Consider the following 26,801-nt stretch of genomic DNA (forward strand, 5'->3'; position numbering starts at 1 on the left):
TTTTTTAGATAATACCCATTGTCTGTAGATTAGCTTTGGCATCATCAGGCAGTTTGTCAAGCAATGCCAATTTCATATGCTCATCACCCTCTTTGAGCACAAGCTCAACCAGTGGTAAGCCATCGAAAGGCAAATCCTGCACCTGCATGGCAAAATTTGCCAAATAATACGCCCCATCGACATCACGATCCGCCATCACGCGGTTGTACACCACTTGCCATGCCAACTCGCCTGCACCGCCATGCTGAATGATGAGATGAATGGCTTGTAATGCCGTATTTGGCGTCTCGCACAGGGTTAGGATTTGTTCGGAGCTTTGTTTGATTGGGTTCATGGGTTTGTCCTTATTGTCATCTTACCGCACTTAATATGGACAAAAGTAGGATTTGCAAGCTAAGCCCATCAAGCAATATCACCGCTCATAAATTACTTTATTGTCAATCAGTTTAATACAGCCTTGTTTTTTGAGTGCTTTGATGACTTTTTTGGCGGTTTCTTTATCACATTGCAAAATATTGATAATTGCATTATGCAGGGATTTTAATTTTTTGGGTCTATGATTATTATTTTTATTTAGTAAATCTAATAGTTTACGAACTGATTTATCATCAAAATCAGCAAAGATTTGCAGACTTGGTTGAGCTTGCTGATCTTCAGCATGATTCTTGGATGATGATTTGGTCATCGCTTGCACAAGATGGATGTCATTAGTGCGTCTGATGCTGTGAGCTTGCCGCTGTTCTTCAATGTGTTCAAATAACGCATCAAATCCCTTATCATTCGATAGGATAATCAGATCAGCCTGTGGATCTTTGGCAATGATTTGCCCTGAATAATAGCTCAAATAAAAATCGAGTAAATTTTTGCCCGATTTCTGCAGATGAATGATTTTGGGTTTATATTTGAATTTTAATAAAGAATTGGTCAGCGTGGTGGGTAAGTTTTGCTGTTTAGCACCCACGAATAACCACACCTGCACTTGATCATAAGGCAGTTGATCCAAATTTTTTGGTTGGATATTTTCAAAATCAATCAATAAATATTTCATAAATCACGCATAAATGATTAAAAAAATAGCTACTTGATTCAAGTAGCTATCGGAGTCTTAGGCTGGCTGAGTATGCTCTTCAATTAATGGCTTAAGCTCGCCTGATTGATACATTTGTAGGATGATGTCGCTACCGCCGATCAGCTCACCATTGACCCACAGTTGTGGGAAAGTTGGCCAGTTGGCGATGATTGGCAAAGTCGCGCGAATTTCAGGATTTTCTAGGATATTGACGAACGCAAATGGACGACCGATTTGGGTCAATACTTCTACCGCACGAGCAGAAAAACCACATTGTGGGAACTGTGGTGTGCCTTTCATGTACAGTAGCACGGCATGGTCTTTGATTTGGTTTTCGATCAATTCTTTGATTTGTGGATTGATGTCTGTCATGGTTTTCTCCAATTATTAGATATTAAGAATGTTTTCAACAAGCCATTTGCCGTTTTCTTTCTGCATACTCACCGTTCTGTGCAGCGATTCACCTGAAACATCTGAAACAAAAGTGACTTTAAATACAATCTTGTCTCGAACAGGTGCATACCAACCGCCAACTGAAGAAACGGTCATACACTGATCCACTGGGTGATATTTGGTTCTTGGGATAATGGTAGTGTAATTAACATTTGCACCTGATGCCATAATACGACCTAATGCAGGTTTATCACCATCATACTGACAAGACATTACTTCCAAAAAATGAGCTACATTATCTTTTGCTTCCAAAATATAGTCATTTAAAAATTTATCATCAGTATTGGCTTGAATGCTATTTTGGATAATTTGCTTTTGTTCATCTGTAATTTGAGCCATTGGCGCAGAACGCACTACACCTGAATTACTATTACCGCCAGTAACAGCACCCACAGTACCTAGCACTTTACCAGCACCATCTAGCACGCCATTAAGCTTGTCCCAAAAGCTAGCATTTGCAGTAGATGCAATCATAACTGAGCCAAGCAATACTGGCATCATTACTTTAAGCTTCATAATAGACTCCAAAACAATTATAAGATACAAGATGATTTATAGCATACATTGCTATAAACTTCAAATAATTTAATAAATATTATACTTTTTGTAGCAAAACCACACTGCTGGCAAAAATCCCTTCTTTACGCCCAAGATAACCCATTTTTTCGTTGGTAGTGGCTTTGATGCTGATACAATTCACACTCACACCTAGCACGCCTGCGATACAGTCACGCATGGCAAGGTTGTGCGGTGATAGTTTTGGTGCTTCACAAATCACCGTCATATCAGCATTGACAAGCTGATAACCCTTTGATTTAACCAAGTCATACACATAAGCAAGTAAGACCTTGCTATCCGCCCCTTTATAGGCGTCATCAGTATCAGGAAAATACATACCGATATCACCGAGTGCCAACGCACCCAAAAGTGCATCGCACAAAGCATGCAGTAGCACATCGCCATCAGAATGTGCCTTGATACCGTGCGTATGGGGAATTTGGATACCACCAAGCGTCACAAAATCGCCATCGGTAAATGCGTGTACATCCAAGCCCTGACCAATTCTTAGCATGATAATTCCTTAAAAACCTTGAATTATTCAATTATAACACAAAATAACTGGCTAAATTTGCTATAATAAATCATTCATTTTTATCAATTAAGAACAACTATGACCACACCATTCACCCTAACCGATGTCGCCAAATCACTTGGCAAAGAACCCAAAGACATCAAAGTCATCGTCGGTATGTCTGGCGGTGTTGACTCTTCCGTTTCTGCGGTACTGCTCAAAGAAGCAGGCTTTGCCGTGGAAGGCTTATTTATGAAAAACTGGGAAGAAGACGACGGCACCGAGTACTGCACCGCTTTAGAAGACTTGGCAGACGCACAAGCCGTCGCTGACAAAATCGGCATCAAGCTACACACCGCCAATTTTGCGATGGAATATTGGGACAGAGTGTTTGAGCATTTTTTGGCAGAATACAGTGCAGGACGCACACCAAATCCTGATATTTTGTGCAATAAAGAAGTAAAATTCAAAGCCTTTTTGGATTATGCTTTGACTTTGGGTGCAGATTTTATCGCCACAGGGCATTATACCCGTCGCAGCTTTGCAGTAGATGGCAAGGCACAGCTACTTCGTGGACTAGATGGCAACAAAGACCAAAGCTATTTTTTACACGCTGTTGGCGGGGACAAAATCGCCAAAACGCTGTTTCCTGTGGGTGAACTTGAAAAACCTGCCGTGCGTGCCATCGCCGAAAAATACGAACTTGCCACCGCCAAGAAAAAAGACAGTACGGGCATTTGCTTTATTGGTGAGCGTAAATTCAAAGACTTTTTACAAACTTATCTACCTGCCAAGCAAGGTGATATCTATACCGATGATGGCGTGTGTATCGGCAAGCACGATGGTCTGATGTACTACACCATCGGTCAGCGTGGTGGTATCGGTATCGGTGGCGTATCAGGTCGTCCTGAAGAGCCTTGGTTTGTCTTACACAAAGACCTTGACAATAACCGCCTTATCGTCGGTCAAGGGCATGAGCATCCCTATCTGATGTCTACTGAGCTGACCGCTTATAAGCTCGATTGGGTAGTTGCACCGCCTGCCGATGGGGCGAAGCTTGTCGCCAAAACTCGCTATCGTCAGCCTGACCAAGCTTGCACCTTATATCACGATGGCGATAAAGTGCGTGTGGTATTTGATGAGCCGCAGCGTGCTGTTACGCTTGGGCAATCTGTCGTGTTTTATGATGGTGATGTGTGTCTAGGTGGTGGCGTGATTGATGGCTGTAATGTCAATATTGGCTAATGGGTTATCAATCAATAAAAAGACGGTTATTAGCCGTCTTTTTGCTTTGTATCATCTCGATTCACTGAAGCTTCAAGCGTTTTTGCTGATAAATGCGTTCATAAAAATCCATCGCCGCTACCACACCAACTTGCTCAATCGGTATGATGGCAATAGATGCACCAAGCTTAATGGTCAAATACCGCTCATCGAGTGCAAAATCACCCACCTTATGCCACGCCCATTGTCTCGTCTTGCCGCTCATCGTCTCTTGAATGCCAGTATCAGTGATTTCAATCACTGCAGGCTTGCACCAAAACGACAACGCACCAATAATCAGTACATAGACCAATGCAATGGACGCAATTAATACCATCACCCCCACCCAAGGAAAACCCGAACCTTGATTGATGGACTGTACACCAAAGACAACTGCATAAGCGATAATCAGCATCACTAGCCAATCAAATTTACGGGCAAAATATCGGTTCAACTCCCCAACTGTCAAATGATACTCAAGTTTCATAACGCATCTCCTTGATTTTATTCATCATACATTCACCTTATCAAACCCTAACAACTAAGTCAAACTCGTTCACCATTCATAAAATTTGTGCAACACAAGCACTTTTTGACCACAAATCCCCAAAACTGTGTAAACTTTTGTTATAATACGCCAAGCCCTTTTTCTTGATGATTTTAAGGATTATTCATGACCCTATCTACCCTGACCGCCCTATCACCACTTGATGGCCGCTATGCATCAAAAGTCGATGCACTTCGCCCTTATCTGTCTGAATTTGGTCTGATTCACGCTCGTGTCACTGTGGAAGTTCGTTGGCTACAAGCCCTAGCCAATCACCCACAAATCAGTGAAATCGCCCCATTTTCGGCCGAGACCAACGCTCGCCTTGATGCGATTGTGGCAAACTTTTCAGAAACTGATGCCGAACGCATCAAAGAAATCGAACGCACCACTAACCACGATGTCAAAGCGGTAGAATATTTCTTAAAAGAACAAATTGCCGACATCGCAGAGCTTGCCAATGCAGGTGAGTTTATCCATTTTGCGTGTACTTCAGAAGATATTAACAACCTATCTCACGCATTGATGCTCAAATCAGGCCGTGATGTGCTTGTGGCAAGTATGCAAAAAATCGTCGATGAAATCGCCGCTTTGGCAGATAAGCACGCCGCCCAGCCGATGCTATCACGCACCCACGGTCAAACCGCAAGCCCAACCACGCTAGGCAAAGAGATGGCGAATGTCGCTTATCGCCTACATCGCCAAATTCAGCAGTTCAAAGCAGTGGAATTGTTAGGTAAAATTAACGGTGCTGTCGGTAACTACAATGCCCATCTATCTGCTTATCCAAGCGTTGACTGGCCAAAACACTCACAAGCGTTTGTAGAAAGCCTAGGTTTGACCTTTAACCCATATACCACACAGATTGAACCGCACGACTACATGGCAGAGATGTTTGATGCCCTGCGTCGTTTTAACACCATCTTGATTGACTTTAACCGTGATGTATGGGGTTATATTTCATTGGGTTACTTTAAACAAAAACTAAAAGAAGGTGAAGTGGGTTCATCAACCATGCCACACAAAGTCAATCCGATTGATTTTGAAAATTCTGAAGGTAACCTAGGTATCGCCAATGCTGTACTTGCACACTTGGGCGAAAAATTACCTATCAGCCGCTGGCAGCGTGATTTGACCGACTCAACGGTACTTCGCAATATGGGTGTTGGTTTTGCCCAAAGCTTGATTGCATTTGATGCCTGTCTAAAAGGTATCGGCAAGCTTGAGCTTAATGCTGACCGCCTACTCGAAGATTTGGACAATGCCCAAGAAGTACTTGCCGAGCCGATCCAAACCGTGATGCGTCGTTATAATGTCGAAAAACCTTACGAAAAGCTAAAAGCCCTAACCCGTGGTCAGGCGATGACTCGTGAAATGATGGTGAATTTCGTCAATGGTGATGAATTGGCAACCGTACCAGCAGCTGACCGCGAACGCCTAGCCGTGATGACCCCTGCCACTTATACAGGTAATGCCGAAGCACAAGCCCGTGTGTTGAAGGATTATTTGAAATAATCAGCCGTCAAATTCGGTTCTATAAAACAAAATAGCGATCTGGTTTAGTCAGGTCGCTATTTTTTATATTTTTATGCCAAATGCTCAGATTTGCTCTTATTTGACACTTTTAAGGCATTTGGCACTATTAAGCAAAGAAACACGACCGCAAGCCACATTTACTAATCAATATGGCTTATTGTCGTGTTTTTTGATGTTAGTTAAATCAGTCAGCTTTTGCTACTGGTTAGGTTGCTGATTTTCTTGGTCAAAACCACCGCAACAGGCAAGCTGATCAGACCGCCGATGACCACAGCACCAACGATATGCGGCATTTTATCAAAACCCGTCACAAAAGCCACAATCATCAGTACACCTACAATCACTGTAAACGCCATTGAAAATAACATACTTAATAATGGTAAATTCATCTTAATACTCCAATTGTGTTGAGCCTTGCTATATTTATACACCTTTTTTGCACAAATGTTAAGCCTTTTTATAAAAATTTCCATAAAAAATTTGTGGGTATGATAATTTTTACAAAAATTTCTCAAAATTTGCATGAAAGCTCTGATATTTACCAACTTTTATGCTAAAATTAAGCGTTTTTGGTCGGATATTTGTTGAGTAATTCGCTCAGCTTATTTAAACAGCGACCACCAGATTTTATGTTTGACATTCGCCACGATTGGCAAAGGATATTTATGAAAACAATGCAATTAAATCAAGTGCGTCAAGCCTTTATCGATTTTTTCGTCAGCAAGCAGCACACCCATGTCCCATCATCTAGCCTAATTCCGCACAATGACCCTACCCTGCTATTTACCAACGCAGGCATGAACCAGTTCAAAGACACTTTCCTAGGTCTTGAAAAACGCGACTATGTGCGTGCCGTGACTTCCCAAAAATGCGTACGCGCTGGCGGTAAGCACAATGACCTTGACAATGTCGGCTATACCGCTCGCCATCATACATTCTTTGAGATGCTTGGCAACTTTTCATTCGGTGATTATTTCAAGGCAAATGCCATCGCTTTTGCATGGGAGTTTTTAACTTCAGAAGACTGGCTTGCTCTGCCAAAAGATCGCCTGTATGTCACCATCTATCAGACCGATGATGAAGCCTTTGACATTTGGCACAAAGACATCGGGCTTGCACCCGAACGCATCATCCGCATCGGCGACAATAAAGGCGGTGCATTCCAGTCGGATAACTTCTGGATGATGGGTGATACTGGCCCATGCGGTCCATGTACTGAGATTTTTTATGACCATGGCGATCATATTGAAGGTGGCCTGCCTGGCACACCTGAAGAAGACGGCGATCGCTATATCGAAGTATGGAACTGCGTCTTTATGCAGTTCAACCGCCAAAAAGACGGTACAATGGAACCATTGCCAAAGCCATCGGTGGATACTGGCATGGGTCTTGAGCGTATCAGTGCCATCATGCAAGGTGTTCATGGCAACTATGAAGTCGATCTATTTGCCAATCTGATGAATGCCGCTGCCAAGCTACTTGGTATCGAAAACCAAGATCAGCCATCACTTAAAGTCATTGCTGACCACATCCGCGCGGTATCATTCTTGATCGCTGATGGCGTCCGTCCAAGTAATGAAGGCCGTGGCTATGTACTACGCCGCATCATCCGCCGTGCCGTGCGTCATGGCAATAAACTGGGCGCAGAAGGTGCATTCTTCTATCAGATGGTGCCAGCACTAGCCATTGAGATGGGTGCTGCCTATCCACAGCTGAATGAAAAACTGGCCGAAATTCAAGCCGTTATCCAAAAAGAAGAAGAGCAATTTGCCAAAACCCTTGCTCAAGGCCTACGCCTACTCTCAGGCGAGCTTGAAAAGCTCAATAACGGCGATACGCTAGATGGCGAAACTGTGTTCAAGCTGTATGACACCTATGGCTTCCCTGTCGATTTGACCGCAGACATCGCTCGTGAGCGTGAGATTGGCATCGATGAAGCAGGCTTTGAAACGCATATGCAGGCGCAGCGTGAACGCGCTCGTGATGCTGGTAAATTTGATGTGGATTATTCTGCCGCCATTAAGGTTGATACCCCGACACAGTTTTTGGGTTATGACAGCTTGGCTGCCGATACCACCATCGTTGGCCTATACCAAGATGGTAAAGAAGTGGATACACTTGCCGAAGGCGATACCGGTGTCATCGTCCTGACTGCAACCCCATTTTATGCCGAAGGTGGTGGTCAGGTCGGCGAAACTGGAGAAATCAGCACCGAGTCAGGGGTATTTGCCGTCGAAGATACCAAAAAATCAGGTCAAGCCATCATTCATCATGGCACCGTAAAAATGGGTCAAATCACCAGTAAACAAGCTGCTGCCGCGCAAGTCATCGATGATGTGCGTGCTGCATCTGCCAAGAACCACTCAGCGACTCACCTACTACACGCTGCTCTACGCACCGTACTTGGTGATGGCGTCGCCCAAAAAGGCTCATTGGTCTCAAGCGAAGTGCTACGCTTTGACTTCTCTTATGATGGCAGTATCTCAGCAGAAGAGCTGGCTCAAGTAGAACGCTTGGTCAATGAACAAATCCAAAAGAACACCACCGTCAGCATCGAACACATGGACATCGACAGTGCGATGAAAAAAGGCGCAATGGCACTGTTTGGCGAAAAATACGGTGAAACAGTCCGCGTCCTAACCATGGGCGAAAAAGCAGACAAAACACCATTTTCTATCGAGCTGTGTGGCGGTATCCATGTACTACGCACAGGCGATATCGGTATGTTCAAGATCACCTCCGAAAGCGGTATCGCAGCCGGTGTACGCCGTGTCGAAGCCTTGACAGGCATGGGTGCACTACGCTATATCCAAGCTGGTGAACGCACTTTGGCAACCTTGGCAAATAACCTAAAAGCCAAACGCAATGAAATCTTGCCACGCATCACAAGCCAAAGCGAGAAGCAACGCGAGCTAGAAAAGCAGCTAGAACAGCTAAGCCAAAAACTAGCAAGCCTACAAGCAGTCAGCCTACTAGATCAAGCAATCAGCATTGGTGAGTATCAGCTACTGATTGCCAAAGTTGCAGGCATCGATGGTAAGAGCATTCGCGGTCTGACCGATACGCTCAAATCTCGTCTGACCAATGGCATCATCGTGATTGTTGGCGAAACCGATGATCTGGCCATCACCGCCAGCGTCGCCAAAGGTGCTCAAGACAAAGTCAAAGCAGGCGACATCATTCGCCATCTAGCTGGCGAGCTGGGTGGTAAAGGCGGCGGCAAACCTGACTACGCCCAAGGCGGTGCACCAAAGTCTGACAAATTGGCTACGGTCTTAGAAGCATTACAAACCAAGCTTACTGCCGATTTGGCATAAGCTTATCCCAAAACCATACAAGCACGGCGGCGTTTTTGTGGCACAATATCCGACTGGCACGGACGCGCGACAGCTTTGCTTGATGGATTTGGCTTTTTTCCATGAGCGTTTTTGACGCTTGACGACAAGCCCTATTGGGTGATTTACAAGGCAACTATAATGGCACTAATCGTACAAAAATACGGCGGCACTTCGATGGGTAACATCAGCCGCATCAAAAATGTCGCTCAGCGTGTCAAACGCTGGCACGACAATGGTCATCAAGTCGTTGTGGTCGTCTCAGCAATGAGTGGCGAAACCAACCGACTGATCGGTCTGGCGCGTGAAATTACCACCGACCCAGATCCGCGCGAATACGACCAAATGGTCTGCACTGGTGAGCAAGTTTCGATTTCTCTGCTGTCGATGGCATTGCAATCGATTGGCGTTGAAGCCAAATCGATGACAGGTGGTCAAGTTGCCATTCGCACGGATGATACTCATACCAAAGCTCGCATCCAAAGCATCGATACTGATGCCATCATGAACGAGCTAAACGCAGGTCGCGTCGTCGTCGTGGCAGGCTTCCAAGGCATCAATGAACTTGGCGATGTCACCACGCTGGGTCGTGGCGGCTCTGATACCACAGGCGTCGCCCTAGCTGCTGCACTAAAAGCAGACGAATGCCAAATCTATACCGATGTTGATGGCGTTTATACCACCGATCCACGAGTCACTTCAAAAGCCAAAAAACTCTCAAAAATCACTTTTGAAGAGATGATCGAGATGGCAAGTCTAGGCTCAAAAGTCCTACAAATCCGCTCTGTAGAATTTGCAGGCAAATACCAAGTCCCACTGCGCGTTTTGTCAAGCTTTGACGAATCAGCAGACGGCGTCTTTGATGACAACTTTAAACAAAATGTCGGCACACTAATCACGATTGATGAAGGAGATGATATGGAGCGTGCAGTAATTTCTGGTATCGCATTCAACCGCGATGAAGCAAAAATCGTAGTACGCGGCGTGCCAGACCGCCCTGGTATCGCATCAGCCATCCTAAGCCCAGTGAGCTCTGCCAATATCGAAATCGATATGATCATCCAAAATGCTTCACAAGAAGGCTACACCGATTTTAGCTTCACCGTGCAGCGTGGCGACTACGAAAAAACCCTAAAAATCCTAAACGAGCGCGTGAAAGACGAGATCGGTGCGACCGAAGTCTTTGGTGCTAATGATGTGGTCAAAGTCTCTATCGTCGGCGTTGGTATGCGTTCACACGCGGGCGTGGCAAGCAAAATGTTTGACACCCTAGCAAGCAACAACATCAACCTACAGATGATCTCTACCAGCGAAATCAAGGTCTCTGTTCTAATCCAAGAGCAGCACCTAGAAAAAGCCGTCAAAGAGCTACACACTGCTTTTGGTCTGGATCGTCAAGATGGCGAAAGTAAAGTTGCAGGTTTGTAATTAAAGTTATGCGTTAAGTATAGTCAAGCAAATTAAAAATAAGACAAGAAAAACAAACGAAGTTGTACAGCAGTACCACAAGCAAGTTTGACGAAGTATTATTTTAAGGCTGGCAGACTATAGTATTTTTGTATAAATTAATTATAGTATCTTTGTATAAATTAATTTTAGCAATAATACAGATATGCAAAATATAACGAAAACAGACTAAAAACTGCTGACAAAAGTGCCTAATGCGGATTATAATATCGCATTAGGCACTTTTTATGGGCATTGCCCTGTGTACCACCGATTTGCAAGATTGACAAAATAGGACACACAAGGCTAATAATAAACAATCGCGCAAATCATCTTTAAGGAGTTTTATCATGCTAATTCTTACTCGTCGCGTCGGCGAAACTTTAATGATCGGTGATGAAGTCAGTGTTACTGTACTTGGCGTCAAAGGTAACCAAGTGCGTCTTGGCGTCAATGCCCCAAAAGACATCGCCGTACACCGTGAAGAAATCTATCAGCGCATTCAGCACGAGCGTTCTATGCAGATGCACATGAGCCATCTTGAGCAAGGCAACTTTGCGCCACCATCATTCGATGATGATGATTATTTCAATCGCTAATAAGGTGCGTCATGAAAGCTACTGAAATCTCACACTTATTGGCTGGCGTCGCTAATGAAAGCCTAGCCTTTGCTGATGTGCTTGCGTTTATTGAGCAGCACTACACTTACACGCCTGTAGAATTTGTCAATGGTGATGTGACTAACCCTGCTGGCACTAATGAAGGCAGTGCTAAAGTATTTAGCTTGGCTAAACTGCATGGCTTAAACCAAATCGACACCCTAAGCCTATTTGCCGAGCATTACCGCGCGGTACTTGCCACACCAGATGGTACAGATCACGCCAATATTCGTAACTTCATGCACTACGGTTGGCACGGTTTTGGTCTGCCGACCAATGCTTTGACGCCAAAAACTTAAAAATATCTGGGCTATTGTAGATAATACGCCCTGTATTTTTTATCATAAAAGCCTGAATACTACTTGTATTTTATAATCATTTCATGTATAATTTGGGCTTTAATTTTTTCTGCTACTTCTTGATTGTCGTCGCCTTTAACGGTAAGCAAAGAGTGGCCTAACCATGAAAAAGTCACGCTTTATTTGTGCCGTGTCCATACCACAAATAAATAAGCACCAAAGCTGTGACTGGCACACCTGATACCGCTCAATATCCGTGCCGCTAAGATTAGGAGTTCACCATGTCTCGAGTCTGTCAAGTGACTGGAAAACGCCCACAAGTGGGTAACAATGTATCACACGCGAACAACAAAACTCGTCGTCGTTTTCTGCCAAACCTACACAACCATCGTTTTTGGGTAGAGTCAGAGAACCGTTTTGTTCGCCTACGCGTTTCATCTAAAGGTATGCGTATCATCGACAAGCACGGCATCGAAAAAGTGCTTGCTGACCTACGCGCACAAGGTCAAAAAATCTAATTTGACCCCACATACCATTAGTTAAAGGATACGATCATGAGAGATAAAATTAAACTAGTTTCTACCGCTGGTACTGGTTATTTCTACACCACTACTAAGAACAAGCGTACCATGCCTGGCAAAATGGAAATCAAAAAGTTTGATCCAAAAGTTCGCCAGCATGTTCTATTCAAAGAAGCAAAAATCAAATAATTGCTTAATTGAATTGTTCAAATGCCCATTGAGTTTTCAATGGGCATTTTTATTGGTTCATTGTCAGACCATCGCCATTCGCCATCATCACTTTTTGAGAATTTTTCCTAATAAATCAATAAGTTATTTACGAAACACTACACGAAATTTGACAATAATCACTTGCCAAATTTCACCAATTTGTTATAATAATCGCTACTGGAGCACTCGCCAGTGAAGCGTATTCCTGAGCCGATAATCTTATTTTAGGATTTGGGTTCAATGTTTCTGTTGTGCAGGCCTGCATCCTTGTGATGTATCAGGAAGCCGTAATGAGCATTACTCTTATCCGCCTTGAACTTCACGGTTCATGGTCACCCCTTTGCAGCGGTGCTTTGGTTTTTTCAATTATGTGCTTTTGGCATTGAATTGATCAAATAATCGAAATTTTTTCGAAAATTTTTAAAAAAAAGTATTGACAGGCAAAAATAACCTGCTATAATACGCACCATCTTAAGCAGTTAAGCGAAAAGATAACCGACATTCCCCAATAGCTCAGTCGGTAGAGCATCGGACTGTTAATCCGTGTGTCCCTGGTTCGAGCCCAGGTTGGGGAGCCATATTCAAGAAAGCCTTTCATTTTGAAAGGCTTTTTCTTTTTTGTATTGGAAGGTTTTCCAGTCTATCAATATCACACCAATCTCAGATCCACTTTATTACCAACACCCTTTTACCCCAAAACTTTTATCATCAATCACCACCCCAATATACGCCACTCTATTCAAAATGACTGCTCAGTCATTTTTTGTAAAAATATATCATTTCATTTTTGCATAATTTGCTATTATAATATAACTATACCAAACGGTAATGTCAGAGTAACAAACAAAAGGATGGCTGTTATGAAAGCATATACTTCGATGAAAGAAAGAGTCTTTGGTATTGGCGCGCTGGCCATCGTCGTAGTGATCAGCGCGTGGTGCATCGGCGAGCTGACTGTATCTGTGGCGCAGACGGATTTTCGCCTAGCAACCGATGGGCATTATCATCTGTATCAAGATGGTGCATTTACCCCTGATGCAGGTGCAGTGACGGCACAAGATCCACTACTTGTGCATGACACACTGGTCTATGGCGTGGCAAATGGCGATAAAGCACCGCATTATTTCGCGGTCGATGTCTGCACAGGCAAGCTGATCAGTACGACAAGCGACAGCGAGTTTGCCAGTCAGCTTGACAGCTTACAAGTTCCAGCGGCAAATCGCGATTTTAGTACGGGCAAAAGCCTAGCCGAACTTAGCCAAACGCTTGAAGTGAGCTGTGGCTGAACTTGAATAATCTTAAAAACAGTGTATGATACTTGTCATGCACTGTTTTTTATGCAGTATCTATAATAAATATTAATAATAATTTATGGATAATAGTCATCACTAAAAGCAGCTAAAATCAAAAGCTTATAACAGGAATAATAACATGATCGCCCTATTGCTCTTGCCGATTTTAATCAGTCTATTCACCATGCTCGTGCTGCACAAATCCAGCCAAACCGCGGGCATTGTCGGTATCATAACCGCCCTATTCTTAGCGGTCACGGTCGATGGCTTGCGGCTGGACACAACCATCATACACGCATCTGTGGTTAATACACTGATTTTATCTTTGACGGCATTTTGTGTGATTTTACCTGGTTTGACATTGGGCGTGCTGCTCGATGAATATCGCTATAATGCTAAAATCCGTGATTTTTTGGCGGCATTGCCGATTGATGCACATCACAAGGTGCTGATTTTGTTATTTGGGCTATTGCCTGCCATTGAGTCGATCACAGGCTTTGGCGTCTCGCTGATTTTGGCTGTGCCGCTGTTTTTCTCACTGTATCATGCCACGACCGCCGCGCAGCTGTCGATGCTGAGCATGAATATCATCTCATGGGGAACGCTTGGGCTATCGACCATGGTTGGCAGTAAATTGGCAGGCATGGACGCGCCGACTTTGGGTGTGATGACGGCGTATTTTGTGCCGCTGTATCTACTGCTGTTTAGCATGACCGCCTTTAAACTCCTAAAACAATCTCGCCCAAACCTTGGTGACATCGGCTTTTGTGCGCTACTCATCGCAGTATTTGGCACGGCGTTGTACTTTGCCAATCGCTACAATCAAGTGGAGCTGGCTGGTGTGGTTGCAGGCTTTATCAGCTTTGTGGTGTTTTGTGCTTATTTTTTAATCAAAAATAAGCAATCCCTTGCCAAAACCACACGCACTTTTCTCATCGTCATGATACCGTATCTACTCGTGGTCGTGTTTGTCATCGCCATTAAGCTATTGGTATATGCGATGCCAAATCTGCTAGAACTTGGCACGCTGCATGGTCATGGCGTGAATTTTGTGCTGTTTGCCAGTCCTTGTCTTGCCATCACTTTGACCATCTTAAGCATCGCGGTTCGCCATCGTCATTATCGCATTCATCTGCCGATCGCCAAGAGCATCAAGGCGTGCGCGACTTTGTTTATCTTTATTTTGCTCGCGCAATTGATGGGCTTTGCAGGGTTTATCTCAGCATTGATCGCAAGCCTTGACGGTGTCGGCGGGCTGTGGCTGTATGTGCTGATTTTGCCGATTTTTGCGATGCTAAGCGGCTTTGTGACAGGCTCAAACCTCGGCGGCAATGCGTTATTGATGGACATCAGCGTGCAGCTTGGGGATAAATTTGGGCATGATTTACTGTTTGCCGCGATCCAAAATGCTGGCGCAGGCTTTGCGGTATTTACATCCATGCCACTGATTATTTTGATCTGTACCATCGCAAGCCAAAATAATGTCGATGGCACATTGGACGAAAAAAGTCTATTAAGCTTCGGGCTAAAGCTACTGCTTGGCGTGTATGCCAGCATCATCGCGACAGCGGCAGTGTTATTATTGATCACATAAAATCATGGGCAATAGCGAAAATCATCAGCGTTATTTATTATCAATTTCATCCAAAATCATCGGCAGTGCATGAAAAAATCTTTTTAAAATCATCTAGTTATAAAGATATCAGTGAGATTTTTCAAAGCCAATCATGCGATGGTTTTGAAATTGTTTTGTTATCTTAAACAAAAGTTTGGCTCAACCAAACAAATAACTCTACAAAAGCGGTTAAAAACACTTGATTTTTTGTCGATAACAAGGCATAGTTAGCTATTTGATATTTAGTCCAATTGTGATGGTCTAATTGGGCGATTTCACCAAGCAAAAGGTAGTTTTAACATGGCAGAAAAAATGGTAGTTGGTCTGGTTGGCTGGCGTGGTATGGTTGGCTCTGTACTGATGGCTCGTATGATTGAAGAAGGCGATTTTGCACACATTACGCCTGTATTCTTCTCAACGAGTAACGCTGGCGGCAAAGCCCCTGACTTTGGCGTGGATGCAGGCACTTTAAAAGATGCCAATGACATCACAGAGCTTGCCAAATGCGATACCATCATCACCTGCCAAGGTGGCGACTACACCAAAGCTGTACATGGCAAACTGCGTGACAGCGGTTGGAATGGCTACTGGATTGATGCAGCCAGCTCGCTACGCATGGAAGATGACGCCATCATCATTCTAGATCCTGTCAATCGTGATGTGATTGATACCGCCCTTGCCAATGGCAAAAAAGACTTCATCGGTGGTAATTGTACCGTCAGCCTAATGCTGATGGCCATCGGTGAGCTATTCCGCCGCGGCTGGGTAGAATGGGTATCAGCGATGACTTATCAAGCTGCATCAGGTGCTGGTGCCAACAATATGCGTGAACTCATCAGCGGTATGGGCGTACTGCGTGATTCGGTCGCTGATAAGCTTGCCGACCCTGCTTCTGCCATCCTTGAGATCGATAAGACCATCGCCGATACACAGCGTAGTGACAGCTTCCCAAAACAGCATTTTGGTGCGGTCTTGGCAGGCAGTCTAATCCCGTACATCGACAGCCAGCTTGAGAATGGTCAATCTCGTGAAGAATGGAAAGGTCAAGCCGAAACGAATAAAATCCTTGGCAAATCAGGCGATGATCTGATCAACATCGATGGTATCTGCGTGCGTATCGGTGCGATGCGTTGCCACAGCCAAGCACTGACCATCAAGCTAACAAAAGACATTCCACTAGAAGAAATCGAAGCCGCCTTGCGTGAAAGCGACAATCCATGGCTGGATGTCGTCGAAAATGACAAACCTGCCAGCATGGAACGTCTAACCCCTGTCGCTGTCACAGGCACGCTCAATGTCGCTGTTGGTCGTCTGCGTAAGATGAACATGGGTGGCGAGTATCTGACTGCGTTCACCGTCGGTGATCAGCTACTATGGGGTGCTGCCGAGCCACTACGCCGTATGTTGGCCATCCTACAAGGTCGCATCTAAGATAGGCAGATCATCAAAAGCACATCGATTTCGATGTGCTTTTTTGTCAGCTTTGCTTTATAATAAGCCAACCTATTTTTATTGATGATATTATGACCACAAACAATCCATCCGTACAACTCATCTATGCTGGCGGCACTTTTGGCAGTCATGGCACACCGTTATCCCCACTACCTGCCGATGTGTTTTTGCCAATTTTGGGAACACAGCTTGCGACACATGGCTATACGGTTGAGATTTTGCCAAATGAGATTGTCAAGGATTCTAGCACCTTGACCGCTGTGGACTTTGTGGCATTTTATCAGCAGATATTACACGCTTATCAATTGGGCAAACGCCAGTTTGTTCTCATCACAGGGACTGACAGCCTAAGCTTTTTGGCGGCATTTTTGGCAAATGCACTGCAAGATTTGACTGATATTAGCCTTGTCATCACAGGCAGTATGCAGCCTTTATTTATCCCTGATACAGCCGAACATCAAATCAATCCACACAGTGATGCATGGGCAAATCTTAGCGGCGCCTTGGATATCGCTATCGCACATACGGGCGTGTTTGTACAGTTTTATCGTCAGACATTCGATGCCAAAAACACCCAAAAAATCAACAGTCAAATCCATGATGCCTTTGTCGGCACGCCTGCGACTTTGGACGGCATCAAGCCATCGACAGACAGTCAGCGCATCACGGATAAACTGTTAAAGCTACCACAGCTTGTAAATAAAGCCAGCCATACCCGCATTCAAGCAATCTACGCTTTGCCAAATGATGCCGATCAGCTGGCTTATAATCTGGGCAATCTACACATGGATACCAAAGCGGTCATCCTAATTGGCTACGGCTCGGGCAATCTGCCATCAACACCCGCCATCAAAACCGCCTTAGATCAGCTACACGACCAAAAAATCACCGTCATCTGCACGACAATGTGTGCTTTTGGTGGTGTGAGCAGCACCTATGCCGCTGGTGCTTGGCAATATGCACATGGCATCATCGCAGGTGGTAGACTTAGCATCGCAGCCATCTATGGACAAGCGATATGGCTATCCTTGAATGATCAATTGACCGCATCAAACTGGGTAGCCGATCAATGATGGATCAATTTGAACAATTAACACCCAATCAAGCACAAGTCTATGCCGTTGGGATTGAATTTATCGGAACAAACTACCGTGGTTGGCAGCGTCAAATCGATGCCATTGGCGTGCAGGCCGTCATTGAAAACGCCTTGTCCAAAATCGCCAACGAACCCATTGAACTCATCGCCGCAGGGCGTACCGATGCAGGCGTCCATGCAGGCAATATGGTGGCGCATTTTAGCACGCACGCCAAGCGTCCTGTGTATAACTGGCTACGCGGTGTCAATAGTATGTTGCCTGATGACATCGCGCTACGCTGGATGGTGCCGATGCCGTCTGAGTTTCATGCTCGATTCAGCGCCATTGCACGCCGCTATCGTTACATCACACTCAATCAGCCCTATCGCCCTGCCATCTTACGCCATCAAGTGACGCATGAATACGCACCCTTGGATATCGATAAGATGATACAAGCAAGTCAGCTTCTGGTTGGTACGCATGATTTTAGCAGCTTTCGAGCGGCGGCGTGTCAGTCCAATCAACCAGTGCGTACAGTAAGTCATGCCGATTTATTCACGCATGGGGCGTACTTGGTGCTGGATATCCAAGCTGATGGCTTCTTGCATCACATGGTGCGTAACATCATGGGTGTACTGTTTGCCATTGGTCGTGGCGAGATGGCAGTAGATGAGCTGATGCCCTTGATACACGCCAAAGATCGCACCTTGGCACCGCCGACCGCATCCGCTGATGGGCTATATTTTATCAATGCCTATTATCCAGAGCACTTTCAGATGCTACTGCCTGATGAGCCACTGACACCCCTTTGGCTAAATTTGCCGAAATAGTCAAATAAGGCTATGTTTTCGGCTCAAAAAATAGTATAATAGCCCAAATTTTTTAACCACTTGATTTAGATTATGGCAAAAAAAGACGACATCATCGAATTTGAAGGCGAAGTAATCGACACTTTGCCAAACACCCTGTTCAAAGTCCGCCTAGATAACGGACACGAAATCATCGCTCATATCTCAGGCAAGATGCGTAAGCACTACATCCGCATCCTAACTGGTGATAAGGTTAAGGTTGAGATGACACCGTATGATTTGAGCAAGGGTCGCATCACTTATCGTGGTAAATAATCCACTGAGTTGATGGCTTAGTGCTATTTGCACCATCAAATCCCAAAAGATTCAAACGATTGTTTGGATCTTTTTTTGTGCAGTGATTGATTGTGGTTTTGTGGATTTGCTATGATATGGTTCATCCAAACAACATAATATCGTCAATGAACACCCCCTTAACCATTCTCATTCATGGACTGCATCTCAATCCGTGGTATATGAAACCACTCGCCAAAAAGCTTGAAAACCATGGTTTGCTTACCTTTTGCTATGGCTACAAAAGCCTAAGTCAACCCATCGCGATCAACAGCCAAGACCTGCACGAGTATCTGCTCGCCAATCATCATCCCGCTCAGCCAATCAATCTGGTTGGGCATAGCCTAGGCGGTCTTGTGATACGGCATTTCTTGGCGCATTATCCGATGTGGCAAGTACATCACTGTGTCACACTCGGCACGCCACATCAAGGTAGTCAGACAGCACGCTATGCACGCAGATATCTGCCTTCATTGGTCAGACATGCCTACACGGGTGCACTCGATGGTACCTGTCCACTACCGCCGACTGGTACCAAGATTGGTGTCATTGCTGGCAACCGACCTATCGGTCTGGGCGTGCCATTGCTTGCGCTGTACAGCTACCAACGCAGGCATGATAGGCTTGATAGACGACATGACGGCACGGTGCTATTGTCCGAAACCACCCTTGACCATGCGACGGATTATTTGGTTTTGCCTGTCAGTCATTCAGGATTGCTGACTGATAAGACAGTAGCAATGCAGACGCTACATTTTTTGCAACATGGTCAATTTAATCATGCTTAATCATTATCATCATTAATATAAACCGACCAGACGGTTTGCAATCGTCCATCTTGACTGATTTTCCAAAGCTTACTTCTCAAACTTGCCATATCAAATCACATTTGATACAATGACAATTAAGCCCAACACTACTCCCACGGGGTGACCACGGTCACCCAAGATGTGGGGAAGCGTGTTGGGCTTTTTTATTCTTGATAAGCGGTTATGGCTAAATCAATCAAGACTTGGCAAATAACTCATTCATCCATTGACCAATCGCCTTAATCTGCGCCAGACACACCTGATGCGCCATTGGATAAGTCGATAGCGTCGGGGATAGTCCAAGCGCTTCAAGCGATGCTTTGGCTCGTGCACCAAGTACAGGCGGGACGATGTCATCAAAGTCGCCATGATCGATTTTGACAGCGATGTCTTGGTTGATGCCGACGCTTGAGATTTCATTGCTGGTGGCAAAATAAGTCGATAAAGCAAGCAATCCACCAAGCTTGCGAGTATTGGTCAAGACGGTGTGATATGCCACCGCACCACCTTGTGAGAAGCCTGCGATGATGATGTTTTGGCTATCAATGCCTGCGCTGATTTGCTCATCAATCAGCACATTGATGGCATCTGCTGATGCAGCAATTTGGGCGACATCCACCTTGCGATCGAGTGTCATCTCAAGGATGTCATACCACGCCGGCATGATATAGCCACCATTAATCGTCACAGGAATCTGTGGTGCGTGCGGAAAAATAAATCGCACACCCACATCACCCACCAAGCCAAGCTCAGGGACAATCGGCTCAAAATCATGACCGCTCGCCCCCAAGCCATGCAGCCAAATCACCGCATGAGTGATGGGTAAGTTATTTGGGTTGTGCTCTACAATGACACTTTTTAGCATAAATCATTCCTAAAATCAGTAATACTGCCAATCTTACGCCCAATGTGCCAAAATTGCAAGTCAATCACGCTTGCCAAGTCACCACCAAACCACTTATACTAATCACTCTAATGACAAGGCATCCGCATGATGGCACGCACAGACAGTACACAGACTTATCAAGTAATGATTGGGATACTCATTGCCATCGCCTTTATGGTGTGTGCAGTGGTGGTCAGCCATCATCGGGGTGGGTTTGATACATCGCACGCCCATCATCACGACAGTCACGGCAGTCACGACAGCCATCATGCCCATCACAGCCATCAGCAGGATTTGGCAAATATTCACGCATCAGCTATACACCAAACTGACGCCATCAAAGGCTACTGGTGGTCGCCACTCGTGCATATGGCGACTTGTGCGCACTGAATGGATCGATCGCATCATCACAGGGTAACTTTTGTAAAATATCGTAACCTATTGCCCATTTATCGGCATCGTTTTGTATAATAAGCCATATTTTATTTCATTTAAAGGATAACTCTATGCAGTGGCGTGGTCGCAGACAAAGTAGCAATATCGAAGACAGACGCGGTGGCGGTGCCAAAAAAGCAGGCGGTATCAGCATCGTCGGTCTGATTATTGCGCTGATTTTATGGCAAGTATTTGGCATCAGCCCCGAGACCACGCTAGGCGTCACTCAACAAATCCAAAATGCCAACACGCCTGCCACCGCCCCTGCTACCGAAACGGCGGATATGGCAGAATCTCGTGAATTTGTGGCAACAGTACTTGCTGATACCGAAGAAGTCTGGACGCCGATTTTTAATCAGCTTGGCAAAACTTATCAAGCGCCGACCCTTGTGCTATTTAGCGGTGCGGTGCAATCTGCGTGCGGTTCGGCAACTTCTGCTAGCGGCCCGTTTTATTGCCCTGCTGACCAAAAGGTGTATCTGGACACGGGATTTTTTCGTGATATGAGAACCCAAATGGGCATCGGCGGTGAACAAAACAACACTGAACTAACTCGCAATGACCAAGCAGGCGACTTCGCCCAAGCCTATGTCATCGCCCATGAAGTCGGTCATCATGTGCAGACCCTGCTAGGCATCTCAAGCCAAGTCCGCCAAGCACAAGCACAGGCAAGCAAGGCTGCCGCCAATAACCTATCTGTCCGCCAAGAGCTACAAGCCGACTGCTTTGCTGGGCTATGGGCACGCCACAATCACGAACGCACCCAATTCCTACAACAAGGCGACATCGAAGAAGCACTGGATGCCGCCGAAAAAATCGGTGATGACTACCTACAGCACAAGGCACAAGGTCATGCCGTCCCTGACAGCTTTACGCATGGCACGAGCGCACAGCGTAAGCAGTGGTTCTATCGTGGCTTTGAAACTGGTGATATTAAGCAGTGCGATACCTTTGCCACACGCAATATTTGATGGTAATTTGCTAAAAAATTGGGGTACAATGGCGTATCCCAATTTTTTTATTTTTGATTTGTATGATTAAGGATATGCCATGACTTTGCCAAATGAACTCATTAACCTACTGACCCAATACCTAAGCGAGCGTACCACACAGCCCATTAGCATCGATGCTGATGTACTTGCCTATCGCTGGGTGGGCGGTCTGCATGGCAAGCTTGTGCCGATTGATGTGAGCTTCGGTGGGGATTTGGCGGATTTGCTTGGTATTGACACCCAAAAAGACAAGCTCATCGCCAACACCGAGCAGTTTTTGGCTCGCCTGCCTGCCAACCATGTGCTGATGACAGGCACTCGTGGCGCAGGCAAATCATCGCTGATTCGTGCCCTGCTCAAGGCCTATCACCACAAGGGGCTGCGTATCATCGAAGTGGCTCGTGATGATTTATTACACCTTGATAAAATTCGCCAAGCCATCAAAACCGCTGCCAAGCGTGGTAATCCCAATCGCTACATCATCTACTGTGATGATTTGGCATTCAACGCCCAAGATGAAAATTACCGCACCCTAAAAAGTGTGCTCGATGGCGCACTTGACAGCGAACAAAATAACCTGCTCGTCTATGCTACCAGTAACCGCCGCCATCTACTGCCACAGCTGATGAAAGACAATGTCAGCATCTATAATGGTCAAACCGATGAAGTCAATCCCTATGAGACCATCGATGAGACGGTATCGCTATCAGACCGCTTTGGGATTTGGCTGTCGTTTTATCCGATGAATCAAGTGCTGTATCTGGACATCGTCAAGCACCTACTTGCCAAGCATGGTATCAGCTATGATGATATCACCGAAGCCGAAGCGCTCAAATGGGCAAGCACTCGGGGCGGTCGCTCGGGGCGTGTGGCGTATCAATTTAGCCAACATTGGGTGGGGATGACTGGGCTAAACCATCAATCAAACCAAGCGATGGATGACTGATTTATGACAGTTGCGCCGCCATTTTTTCTGATATTTGTTATCTTCTTGGTGATGGGTCTTAGCGTCTTATTCGCGATTGTTGTTGATATTCGCCTGCTTTTGCGTATCACAAAATCAAAATCACACGGTCATACTTATCAAATGACCAAAGCTGACAAGCGATGGCTGAGTATCATAAATATACCAGCTGTATTGAGTTTGATTTTTTATGGCGTCATGGATTATCAGAGTGATCAAGCACAGCAGCGAGATCAAATTCAGAATTTGTATCGTTATGCAACCTTAAGCAGTGAAAAACCTTATGGTGCTATCACCCTGCCAATCGGCACTCATGTGGAGTATGGCGTGCCGTACGGTGGTGATGTCCAAAATAACACCACTGCCAAAATTATCCAAGCCAAATTACCCACACCCATACTCATCAATGGCATATCAGTCATCTATATTAATACAAGCTGGCAAATCACTGTCATCAATACCGAACCATTCACACCCGGCGAATTATTTGCCGATGCGTACGATCGTGATGATTATGATGCCATCACCTGCCCTGCATATTCATGGGTAAGATTTGATATCGGCTTTGAACAAGCACAGAAAAATAAAGGTACGCTGACTTTAGATGGTTGGAAATTTGAAGATTGTAACAAACCCTATGGCTTTGTGGATAGAGACAGTTATGTTGCCGTACCTTACTGGAAAGATGGTAAGCTTATAAGGGACTGGTAAAATTGATCATTCACCAATCTTCACCACCATCAAATCTTCCGCCAAAATCAATCTGCCATCATAGACCGATTCTACTTCTGTACGGATATGCCCCATGTTTGGCGTGCTATCATCAGGGTCATCAAATAGCATAAACCGCGCACTAAAATGCGTCAGTACAAGACAAGGTACACCTGCATCACGAGCAAACTTGGCCACCATCTTGGCACTTGAATGCTTGGGGTCAAACACACCTTTGGCAAGTATCTTATCCATCACTGCCTGCGTATAGGTCGCTTCATGCACCAGCATCACGGCACCTTTGACAGCATCAGTCAGCAGGCTTGGTGTATCATTATCACCTGCGATGACGATTTTTTGGGAAGTTTCGTTCAGCTGTAGATACTCATCCACCAACACGGTGCGCCCATCCATGCTAAGACTTGGCGTATCAGATTTTAAAATACTACCCCAGTGGCGTGTGGCAATATGATCAAGTGAGAGTTTGCTGGTATTTAGCTTTTTTTGGCGGTGGATTTGGGTCAGTCCAAACCCAAAACTATCACAGCGGTGGCTAAGTGGGTGAATATCGATTTCTAAGGATAATTCATCAGACAACTCAAGCACAAGCCCTGTATCTAGCACACTATGAATATCAATAAAATCAATCTCATAGCTCAAATTCATCTCAGTTAGGCGGATAAATGCATCCAAAAGCTCCCCCAAAGCAGGCGGTGCGATGATCGGCAAGCTTGTGGTGCGGCCATGCATGGCTAGGCTTGCCAACAGCCCCATCAAGCCATAGCAATGATCGCCATGCATATGAGTAATCAAAATCGCTTGTAGCATACTAGGCTTATGTGGCGTGCGTAGTAGCTGATGCTGTGTGGCTTCACCACAGTCGATGAGTATCCACGGTGTTGATTTGCCCGTCTGATAGCTTTTGGCAAGTAGTGATACCGCAAGCCCAGAAACATTGCGACGCAAAGTCGGTACACCGCTTGATGTGCCCAAAAATGTCAATTCAAACATATATTTACTCTTTATTTTCGGTGATGAGATAGCGTACAATAACTGCTGTTATTTTGCATCATTTTTCTTTTGTGCATTTTTTGGAATCTTATGACAAAGTCCGCTGTCGCCATCTGGTCACTGGTCGCCATCGCTGCGACGATTCTACTCATCACCACTGGCATTCGCTTGTCATTAGGCTTATTCATTCAGCCGATTACCGCTGAGACGACGGTCAATATCGTACAAATCAGCTTTGCCTTGGCGATGACACAGCTGATGTGGGGCGTATCACAGCCAATCACAGGGGCGATTGCCGATCGCTTCGGTGCAAAATGGGTGCTATTTATTGGTACGCTGGTGTTGATGCTCGGCTGTGCTTTGGTGCCACATCTATTGTCCGCTTGGGGGCTGACTTTGACTTTGGGCGTACTGATTGCCTTTGGTGCTGGTGCAGGCAGCTTCTCGGTACTCATGGGACAAGTCGCCAATCAAGTGCCTGAGCACGCTCGGGGTACGGCATCTGGCATCATCAATGCCGGCTCAAGCTTTGGGCAGTTTTTGTTCGCACCGATGCTACAGCTACTCATCAGCTTACCGCTCATCGGCTGGTCAAAGGCATTTTATGTCTTGGCGGCCATCAGCCTGCTATGCCTGCCTTTGGCATGGTATCTGACACGCCATCAGTCAGCACCCAAAGCCATCGCACCCACTGAGCCGACACAGACGCTCTCACAGGCTGTCAAGTCTGCCATGGCTGATCGCAATTATCTATTGATTCACTTGGCATTTTTTACCTGCGGTTTTCATATCGCCTTTTTGGTGACGCATCTGCCAACCGAAGTGACACTGGCGGGGCTTAGCTCATCAGTGGCATCATGGTCGTTGGCATTGATTGGGCTGTCTAATGTCGTGGGCAGTCTGTTTGTCGGATGGTCGGTGGGTCATTGGCGGTGTAAATATATCTTATTTTGGATGTATTTAAGCCGTGTGGTTTTGGTCGCGATTTATCTGATGGCACCGCAGACTCCGATGACTTTTTATATCTTTGCCATCGGTCTTGGTCTGACTTGGCTTGCGACCGTGCCACCGACTGCAGGGGCGATCGGTAAGCTGTTTGGCGTGCGATATTTGGCGACTTTGTTTGGCTTAACATTGCTTAGCCATCAAATCGGTGGTTTTCTTGGGGCGTATTTTGGCGGGCTTGCCATTGACAGCTTTGGCAATTATGCCTATATGTGGTATGCCGACATGGCTTTGGCATTATTGGCGGCGGTGAGTAATTTACCCATCAAAGAACCCAAAGTTGTGCGTACCACCACCGCTTAAATGAACGATATCATGACCATTCAATTATTCATCTTCTTTGCCATCAGCACCCTACTGGTCTCTGCTACCCCAGGCTCAAATATGCTGTTCGCCTTTCAATGCGGTCTCAACCACGGTTTACGCCGTACACTGTGGGCGATGGCAGGTCTGATGCTTGGACTGATGATATTGCTTGGTGCATCACTGTTTGGCCTAAGTATCATCAGCCGACACCCTGTGGTATTGGACAGCGTCAAGGTTCTAGGTGCGATATATTTGTGCTATCTTGGCGTGCAGTCATGGCGAAGTGATGGCGGCAGTTTTGGCAGTGCTATCGAGGCGAATGGCTCGCACTGGGCATTGTTTCGCACAGGCATTTGGGTATCATTATCCAATCCCAAAGCCATCTTGTTTTTTGCAGCATTTTTCCCAAAATTTATCAACTTCTCAGCACCACTACTGCCCCAATATGTGATTTTGGTGATTGGCTTTTATGTCATTGAGACCTTTTGGCAGTTTATGTATGCCATCAGCGGTCAAAAGCTTGCCAACTGGCTGGGACAAGGCAACCGCTTATTGTGGCTCAATCGCTTATGCGGTGCGGTATTTATCGCTATTGCTGTGGCATTAGCATGGGAAGTGTTTATCTAAACTTAACCTAATCCAACCATTCGCACAATAATTTCGCACAATAAAAAAATCGCATCCATCACTGAATG

29 protein-coding genes, 1 tRNA gene, 1 other RNA gene and 1 pseudogene are annotated in these 26,801 nt (G+C 45.5%); 23 read left to right on the plus strand and 9 right to left on the minus strand.

The genetic code is table 11. The features are described 5' to 3' along the window. Positions 1-4 precede the first annotated feature (4 nt). The 5 genes from NKU06_RS00395 to ispF form a co-directional block, all read right to left on the minus strand. On the minus strand, positions 5-334 hold the full coding sequence (locus NKU06_RS00395; protein ID WP_254731491.1) for a hypothetical protein: 330 nt from the start codon (positions 332-334) through the stop codon (positions 5-7). Positions 335-412: 78 nt separating this feature from the next. Then, complete coding sequence (locus NKU06_RS00400; RefSeq protein WP_254731493.1) at positions 413-1,048, minus strand: PIN domain-containing protein; 636 nt, start codon at positions 1,046-1,048, stop codon at positions 413-415. Between the two features lie 57 nt (positions 1,049-1,105). After that, positions 1,106-1,441 (minus strand): Grx4 family monothiol glutaredoxin, encoded by a 336-nt coding sequence (grxD, locus tag NKU06_RS00405; RefSeq protein WP_254731495.1) that lies wholly within the window; start codon positions 1,439-1,441, stop codon positions 1,106-1,108. 15 nt (positions 1,442-1,456) lie between these two features. Next, on the minus strand, positions 1,457-2,038 hold the full coding sequence (locus NKU06_RS00410) for a DUF3828 domain-containing protein (protein WP_254731497.1): 582 nt from the start codon (positions 2,036-2,038) through the stop codon (positions 1,457-1,459). Positions 2,039-2,117: 79 nt separating this feature from the next. Next, positions 2,118-2,594 (minus strand): 2-C-methyl-D-erythritol 2,4-cyclodiphosphate synthase, encoded by a 477-nt coding sequence (gene ispF / locus NKU06_RS00415; protein ID WP_254731499.1) that lies wholly within the window; start codon positions 2,592-2,594, stop codon positions 2,118-2,120. 99 nt (positions 2,595-2,693) lie between these two features. Here ispF and mnmA point away from each other — a divergent pair, with 99 nt between their 5' ends. Further along, a complete protein-coding gene (gene mnmA / locus NKU06_RS00420; protein WP_256523207.1) occupies positions 2,694-3,839 on the plus strand; it encodes a tRNA 2-thiouridine(34) synthase MnmA in 1,146 nt (381 codons plus the stop codon). 61 nt (positions 3,840-3,900) lie between these two features. Here the strand turns inward: mnmA and NKU06_RS00425 are convergent, their stop codons facing one another. Continuing rightward, entirely contained in the window at positions 3,901-4,344 is a 444-nt protein-coding gene (locus NKU06_RS00425; protein ID WP_254731501.1) for a hypothetical protein, read from the minus strand. A 186-nt stretch (positions 4,345-4,530) separates the two neighbouring features. On the opposite strand from NKU06_RS00425, the gene purB reads away from it, so the two are divergent. Continuing rightward, positions 4,531-5,919 (plus strand): adenylosuccinate lyase, encoded by a 1,389-nt coding sequence (gene purB, locus NKU06_RS00430; protein WP_254731503.1) that lies wholly within the window; start codon positions 4,531-4,533, stop codon positions 5,917-5,919. A 209-nt stretch (positions 5,920-6,128) separates the two neighbouring features. Here the strand turns inward: purB and NKU06_RS00435 are convergent, their stop codons facing one another. Then, positions 6,129-6,329, minus strand: coding sequence for a hypothetical protein (locus tag NKU06_RS00435; RefSeq protein ID WP_253223846.1), 201 nt, complete (start codon positions 6,327-6,329; stop codon positions 6,129-6,131). Between the two features lie 276 nt (positions 6,330-6,605). Between NKU06_RS00435 and alaS the strand changes: the two genes are divergently transcribed. The 15 genes and pseudogenes from alaS to NKU06_RS00510 all read left to right on the plus strand — a co-directional run bounded on the left by alaS (position 6,606) and on the right by NKU06_RS00510 (position 19,775). Next, positions 6,606-9,257, plus strand: coding sequence for an alanine--tRNA ligase (gene alaS / locus NKU06_RS00440; RefSeq protein WP_254731505.1), 2,652 nt, complete (start codon positions 6,606-6,608; stop codon positions 9,255-9,257). 159 nt (positions 9,258-9,416) lie between these two features. Then, a complete protein-coding gene (locus NKU06_RS00445) occupies positions 9,417-10,703 on the plus strand; it encodes an aspartate kinase (protein ID WP_254731507.1) in 1,287 nt (428 codons plus the stop codon). 368 nt (positions 10,704-11,071) lie between these two features. Further along, positions 11,072-11,239 (plus strand): annotated as a pseudogene (gene csrA / locus NKU06_RS00450) (carbon storage regulator CsrA); the annotation flags it as partial. A 92-nt stretch (positions 11,240-11,331) separates the two neighbouring features. Then, on the plus strand, positions 11,332-11,679 hold the full coding sequence (locus NKU06_RS00455; RefSeq protein WP_254731509.1) for a HopJ type III effector protein: 348 nt from the start codon (positions 11,332-11,334) through the stop codon (positions 11,677-11,679). 281 nt (positions 11,680-11,960) lie between these two features. Then, the gene (gene rpmB / locus NKU06_RS00460; protein ID WP_064602088.1) at positions 11,961-12,197 is read left to right on the plus strand and encodes a 50S ribosomal protein L28; all 237 of its coding nucleotides are present in this window, start codon (positions 11,961-11,963) and stop codon (positions 12,195-12,197) included. 36 nt (positions 12,198-12,233) lie between these two features. After that, positions 12,234-12,389 carry a 50S ribosomal protein L33 gene (gene rpmG, locus NKU06_RS00465; RefSeq protein ID WP_078253122.1) on the plus strand — a complete coding sequence of 52 codons (156 nt, stop codon included), beginning with the start codon at positions 12,234-12,236 and terminating at the stop codon, positions 12,387-12,389. Positions 12,390-12,581: 192 nt separating this feature from the next. Beyond that, a non-coding RNA gene (gene ssrS, locus NKU06_RS00470) (6S RNA) lies at positions 12,582-12,774 on the plus strand. Between the two features lie 138 nt (positions 12,775-12,912). Beyond that, positions 12,913-12,988, plus strand: a tRNA-Asn gene (locus NKU06_RS00475). Between the two features lie 282 nt (positions 12,989-13,270). Then, the gene (locus NKU06_RS00480) at positions 13,271-13,696 is read left to right on the plus strand and encodes a hypothetical protein (RefSeq protein ID WP_254731511.1); all 426 of its coding nucleotides are present in this window, start codon (positions 13,271-13,273) and stop codon (positions 13,694-13,696) included. Between the two features lie 145 nt (positions 13,697-13,841). After that, positions 13,842-15,296: an L-lactate permease gene (locus NKU06_RS00485; protein ID WP_254731513.1), complete on the plus strand. Its 1,455-nt coding sequence runs from the start codon at positions 13,842-13,844 to the stop codon at positions 15,294-15,296. A 333-nt stretch (positions 15,297-15,629) separates the two neighbouring features. After that, positions 15,630-16,748: an aspartate-semialdehyde dehydrogenase gene (asd, locus tag NKU06_RS00490; RefSeq protein ID WP_254732087.1), complete on the plus strand. Its 1,119-nt coding sequence runs from the start codon at positions 15,630-15,632 to the stop codon at positions 16,746-16,748. A gap of 92 nt (positions 16,749-16,840) precedes the next feature. After that, complete coding sequence (locus tag NKU06_RS00495) at positions 16,841-17,842, plus strand: asparaginase domain-containing protein (RefSeq protein WP_254731515.1); 1,002 nt, start codon at positions 16,841-16,843, stop codon at positions 17,840-17,842. Beyond that, the gene (gene truA / locus NKU06_RS00500) at positions 17,839-18,675 is read left to right on the plus strand and encodes a tRNA pseudouridine(38-40) synthase TruA (protein ID WP_371928018.1); all 837 of its coding nucleotides are present in this window, start codon (positions 17,839-17,841) and stop codon (positions 18,673-18,675) included. Before NKU06_RS00495 ends, truA begins: the two co-directional genes overlap by 4 nt. A 72-nt stretch (positions 18,676-18,747) precedes the next feature. Then, on the plus strand, positions 18,748-18,969 hold the full coding sequence (gene infA / locus NKU06_RS00505; protein ID WP_029102801.1) for a translation initiation factor IF-1: 222 nt from the start codon (positions 18,748-18,750) through the stop codon (positions 18,967-18,969). Between the two features lie 146 nt (positions 18,970-19,115). Further along, on the plus strand, positions 19,116-19,775 hold the full coding sequence (locus NKU06_RS00510) for a triacylglycerol lipase (protein WP_254731517.1): 660 nt from the start codon (positions 19,116-19,118) through the stop codon (positions 19,773-19,775). A 217-nt stretch (positions 19,776-19,992) separates the two neighbouring features. Here the strand turns inward: NKU06_RS00510 and NKU06_RS00515 are convergent, their stop codons facing one another. After that, the gene (locus NKU06_RS00515; RefSeq protein ID WP_254731519.1) at positions 19,993-20,661 is read right to left on the minus strand and encodes an alpha/beta hydrolase; all 669 of its coding nucleotides are present in this window, start codon (positions 20,659-20,661) and stop codon (positions 19,993-19,995) included. Between the two features lie 126 nt (positions 20,662-20,787). Here NKU06_RS00515 and NKU06_RS00520 point away from each other — a divergent pair, with 126 nt between their 5' ends. The 4 genes from NKU06_RS00520 to NKU06_RS00535 all read left to right on the plus strand — a co-directional run bounded on the left by NKU06_RS00520 (position 20,788) and on the right by NKU06_RS00535 (position 23,784). Next, positions 20,788-21,072, plus strand: coding sequence for a hypothetical protein (locus NKU06_RS00520; protein WP_254731521.1), 285 nt, complete (start codon positions 20,788-20,790; stop codon positions 21,070-21,072). Positions 21,073-21,188: 116 nt separating this feature from the next. Continuing rightward, entirely contained in the window at positions 21,189-22,088 is a 900-nt protein-coding gene (locus NKU06_RS00525; protein ID WP_254731523.1) for a neutral zinc metallopeptidase, read from the plus strand. Between the two features lie 79 nt (positions 22,089-22,167). Further along, complete coding sequence (locus tag NKU06_RS00530; protein ID WP_254731526.1) at positions 22,168-23,055, plus strand: ATP-binding protein; 888 nt, start codon at positions 22,168-22,170, stop codon at positions 23,053-23,055. 3 nt (positions 23,056-23,058) lie between these two features. Beyond that, positions 23,059-23,784 carry a hypothetical protein gene (locus tag NKU06_RS00535; protein ID WP_254731528.1) on the plus strand — a complete coding sequence of 242 codons (726 nt, stop codon included), beginning with the start codon at positions 23,059-23,061 and terminating at the stop codon, positions 23,782-23,784. A 6-nt stretch (positions 23,785-23,790) separates the two neighbouring features. Here NKU06_RS00535 and NKU06_RS00540 read toward each other — a convergent pair whose 3' ends face one another. After that, positions 23,791-24,795, minus strand: coding sequence for a ribonuclease Z (locus NKU06_RS00540; RefSeq protein WP_254731530.1), 1,005 nt, complete (start codon positions 24,793-24,795; stop codon positions 23,791-23,793). A 90-nt stretch (positions 24,796-24,885) separates the two neighbouring features. Here NKU06_RS00540 and NKU06_RS00545 point away from each other — a divergent pair, with 90 nt between their 5' ends. Then, positions 24,886-26,103, plus strand: coding sequence for an MFS transporter (locus NKU06_RS00545; protein WP_254731532.1), 1,218 nt, complete (start codon positions 24,886-24,888; stop codon positions 26,101-26,103). A gap of 12 nt (positions 26,104-26,115) precedes the next feature. Beyond that, complete coding sequence (locus NKU06_RS00550) at positions 26,116-26,733, plus strand: LysE family translocator (protein ID WP_254731534.1); 618 nt, start codon at positions 26,116-26,118, stop codon at positions 26,731-26,733. Positions 26,734-26,801 lie beyond the last annotated feature (68 nt).

It is taken from the genome of Moraxella sp. FZLJ2109 (genome assembly GCF_024296965.1).
In the GTDB taxonomy this organism is placed as follows: Bacteria; Pseudomonadota; Gammaproteobacteria; order Pseudomonadales; family Moraxellaceae; genus Moraxella.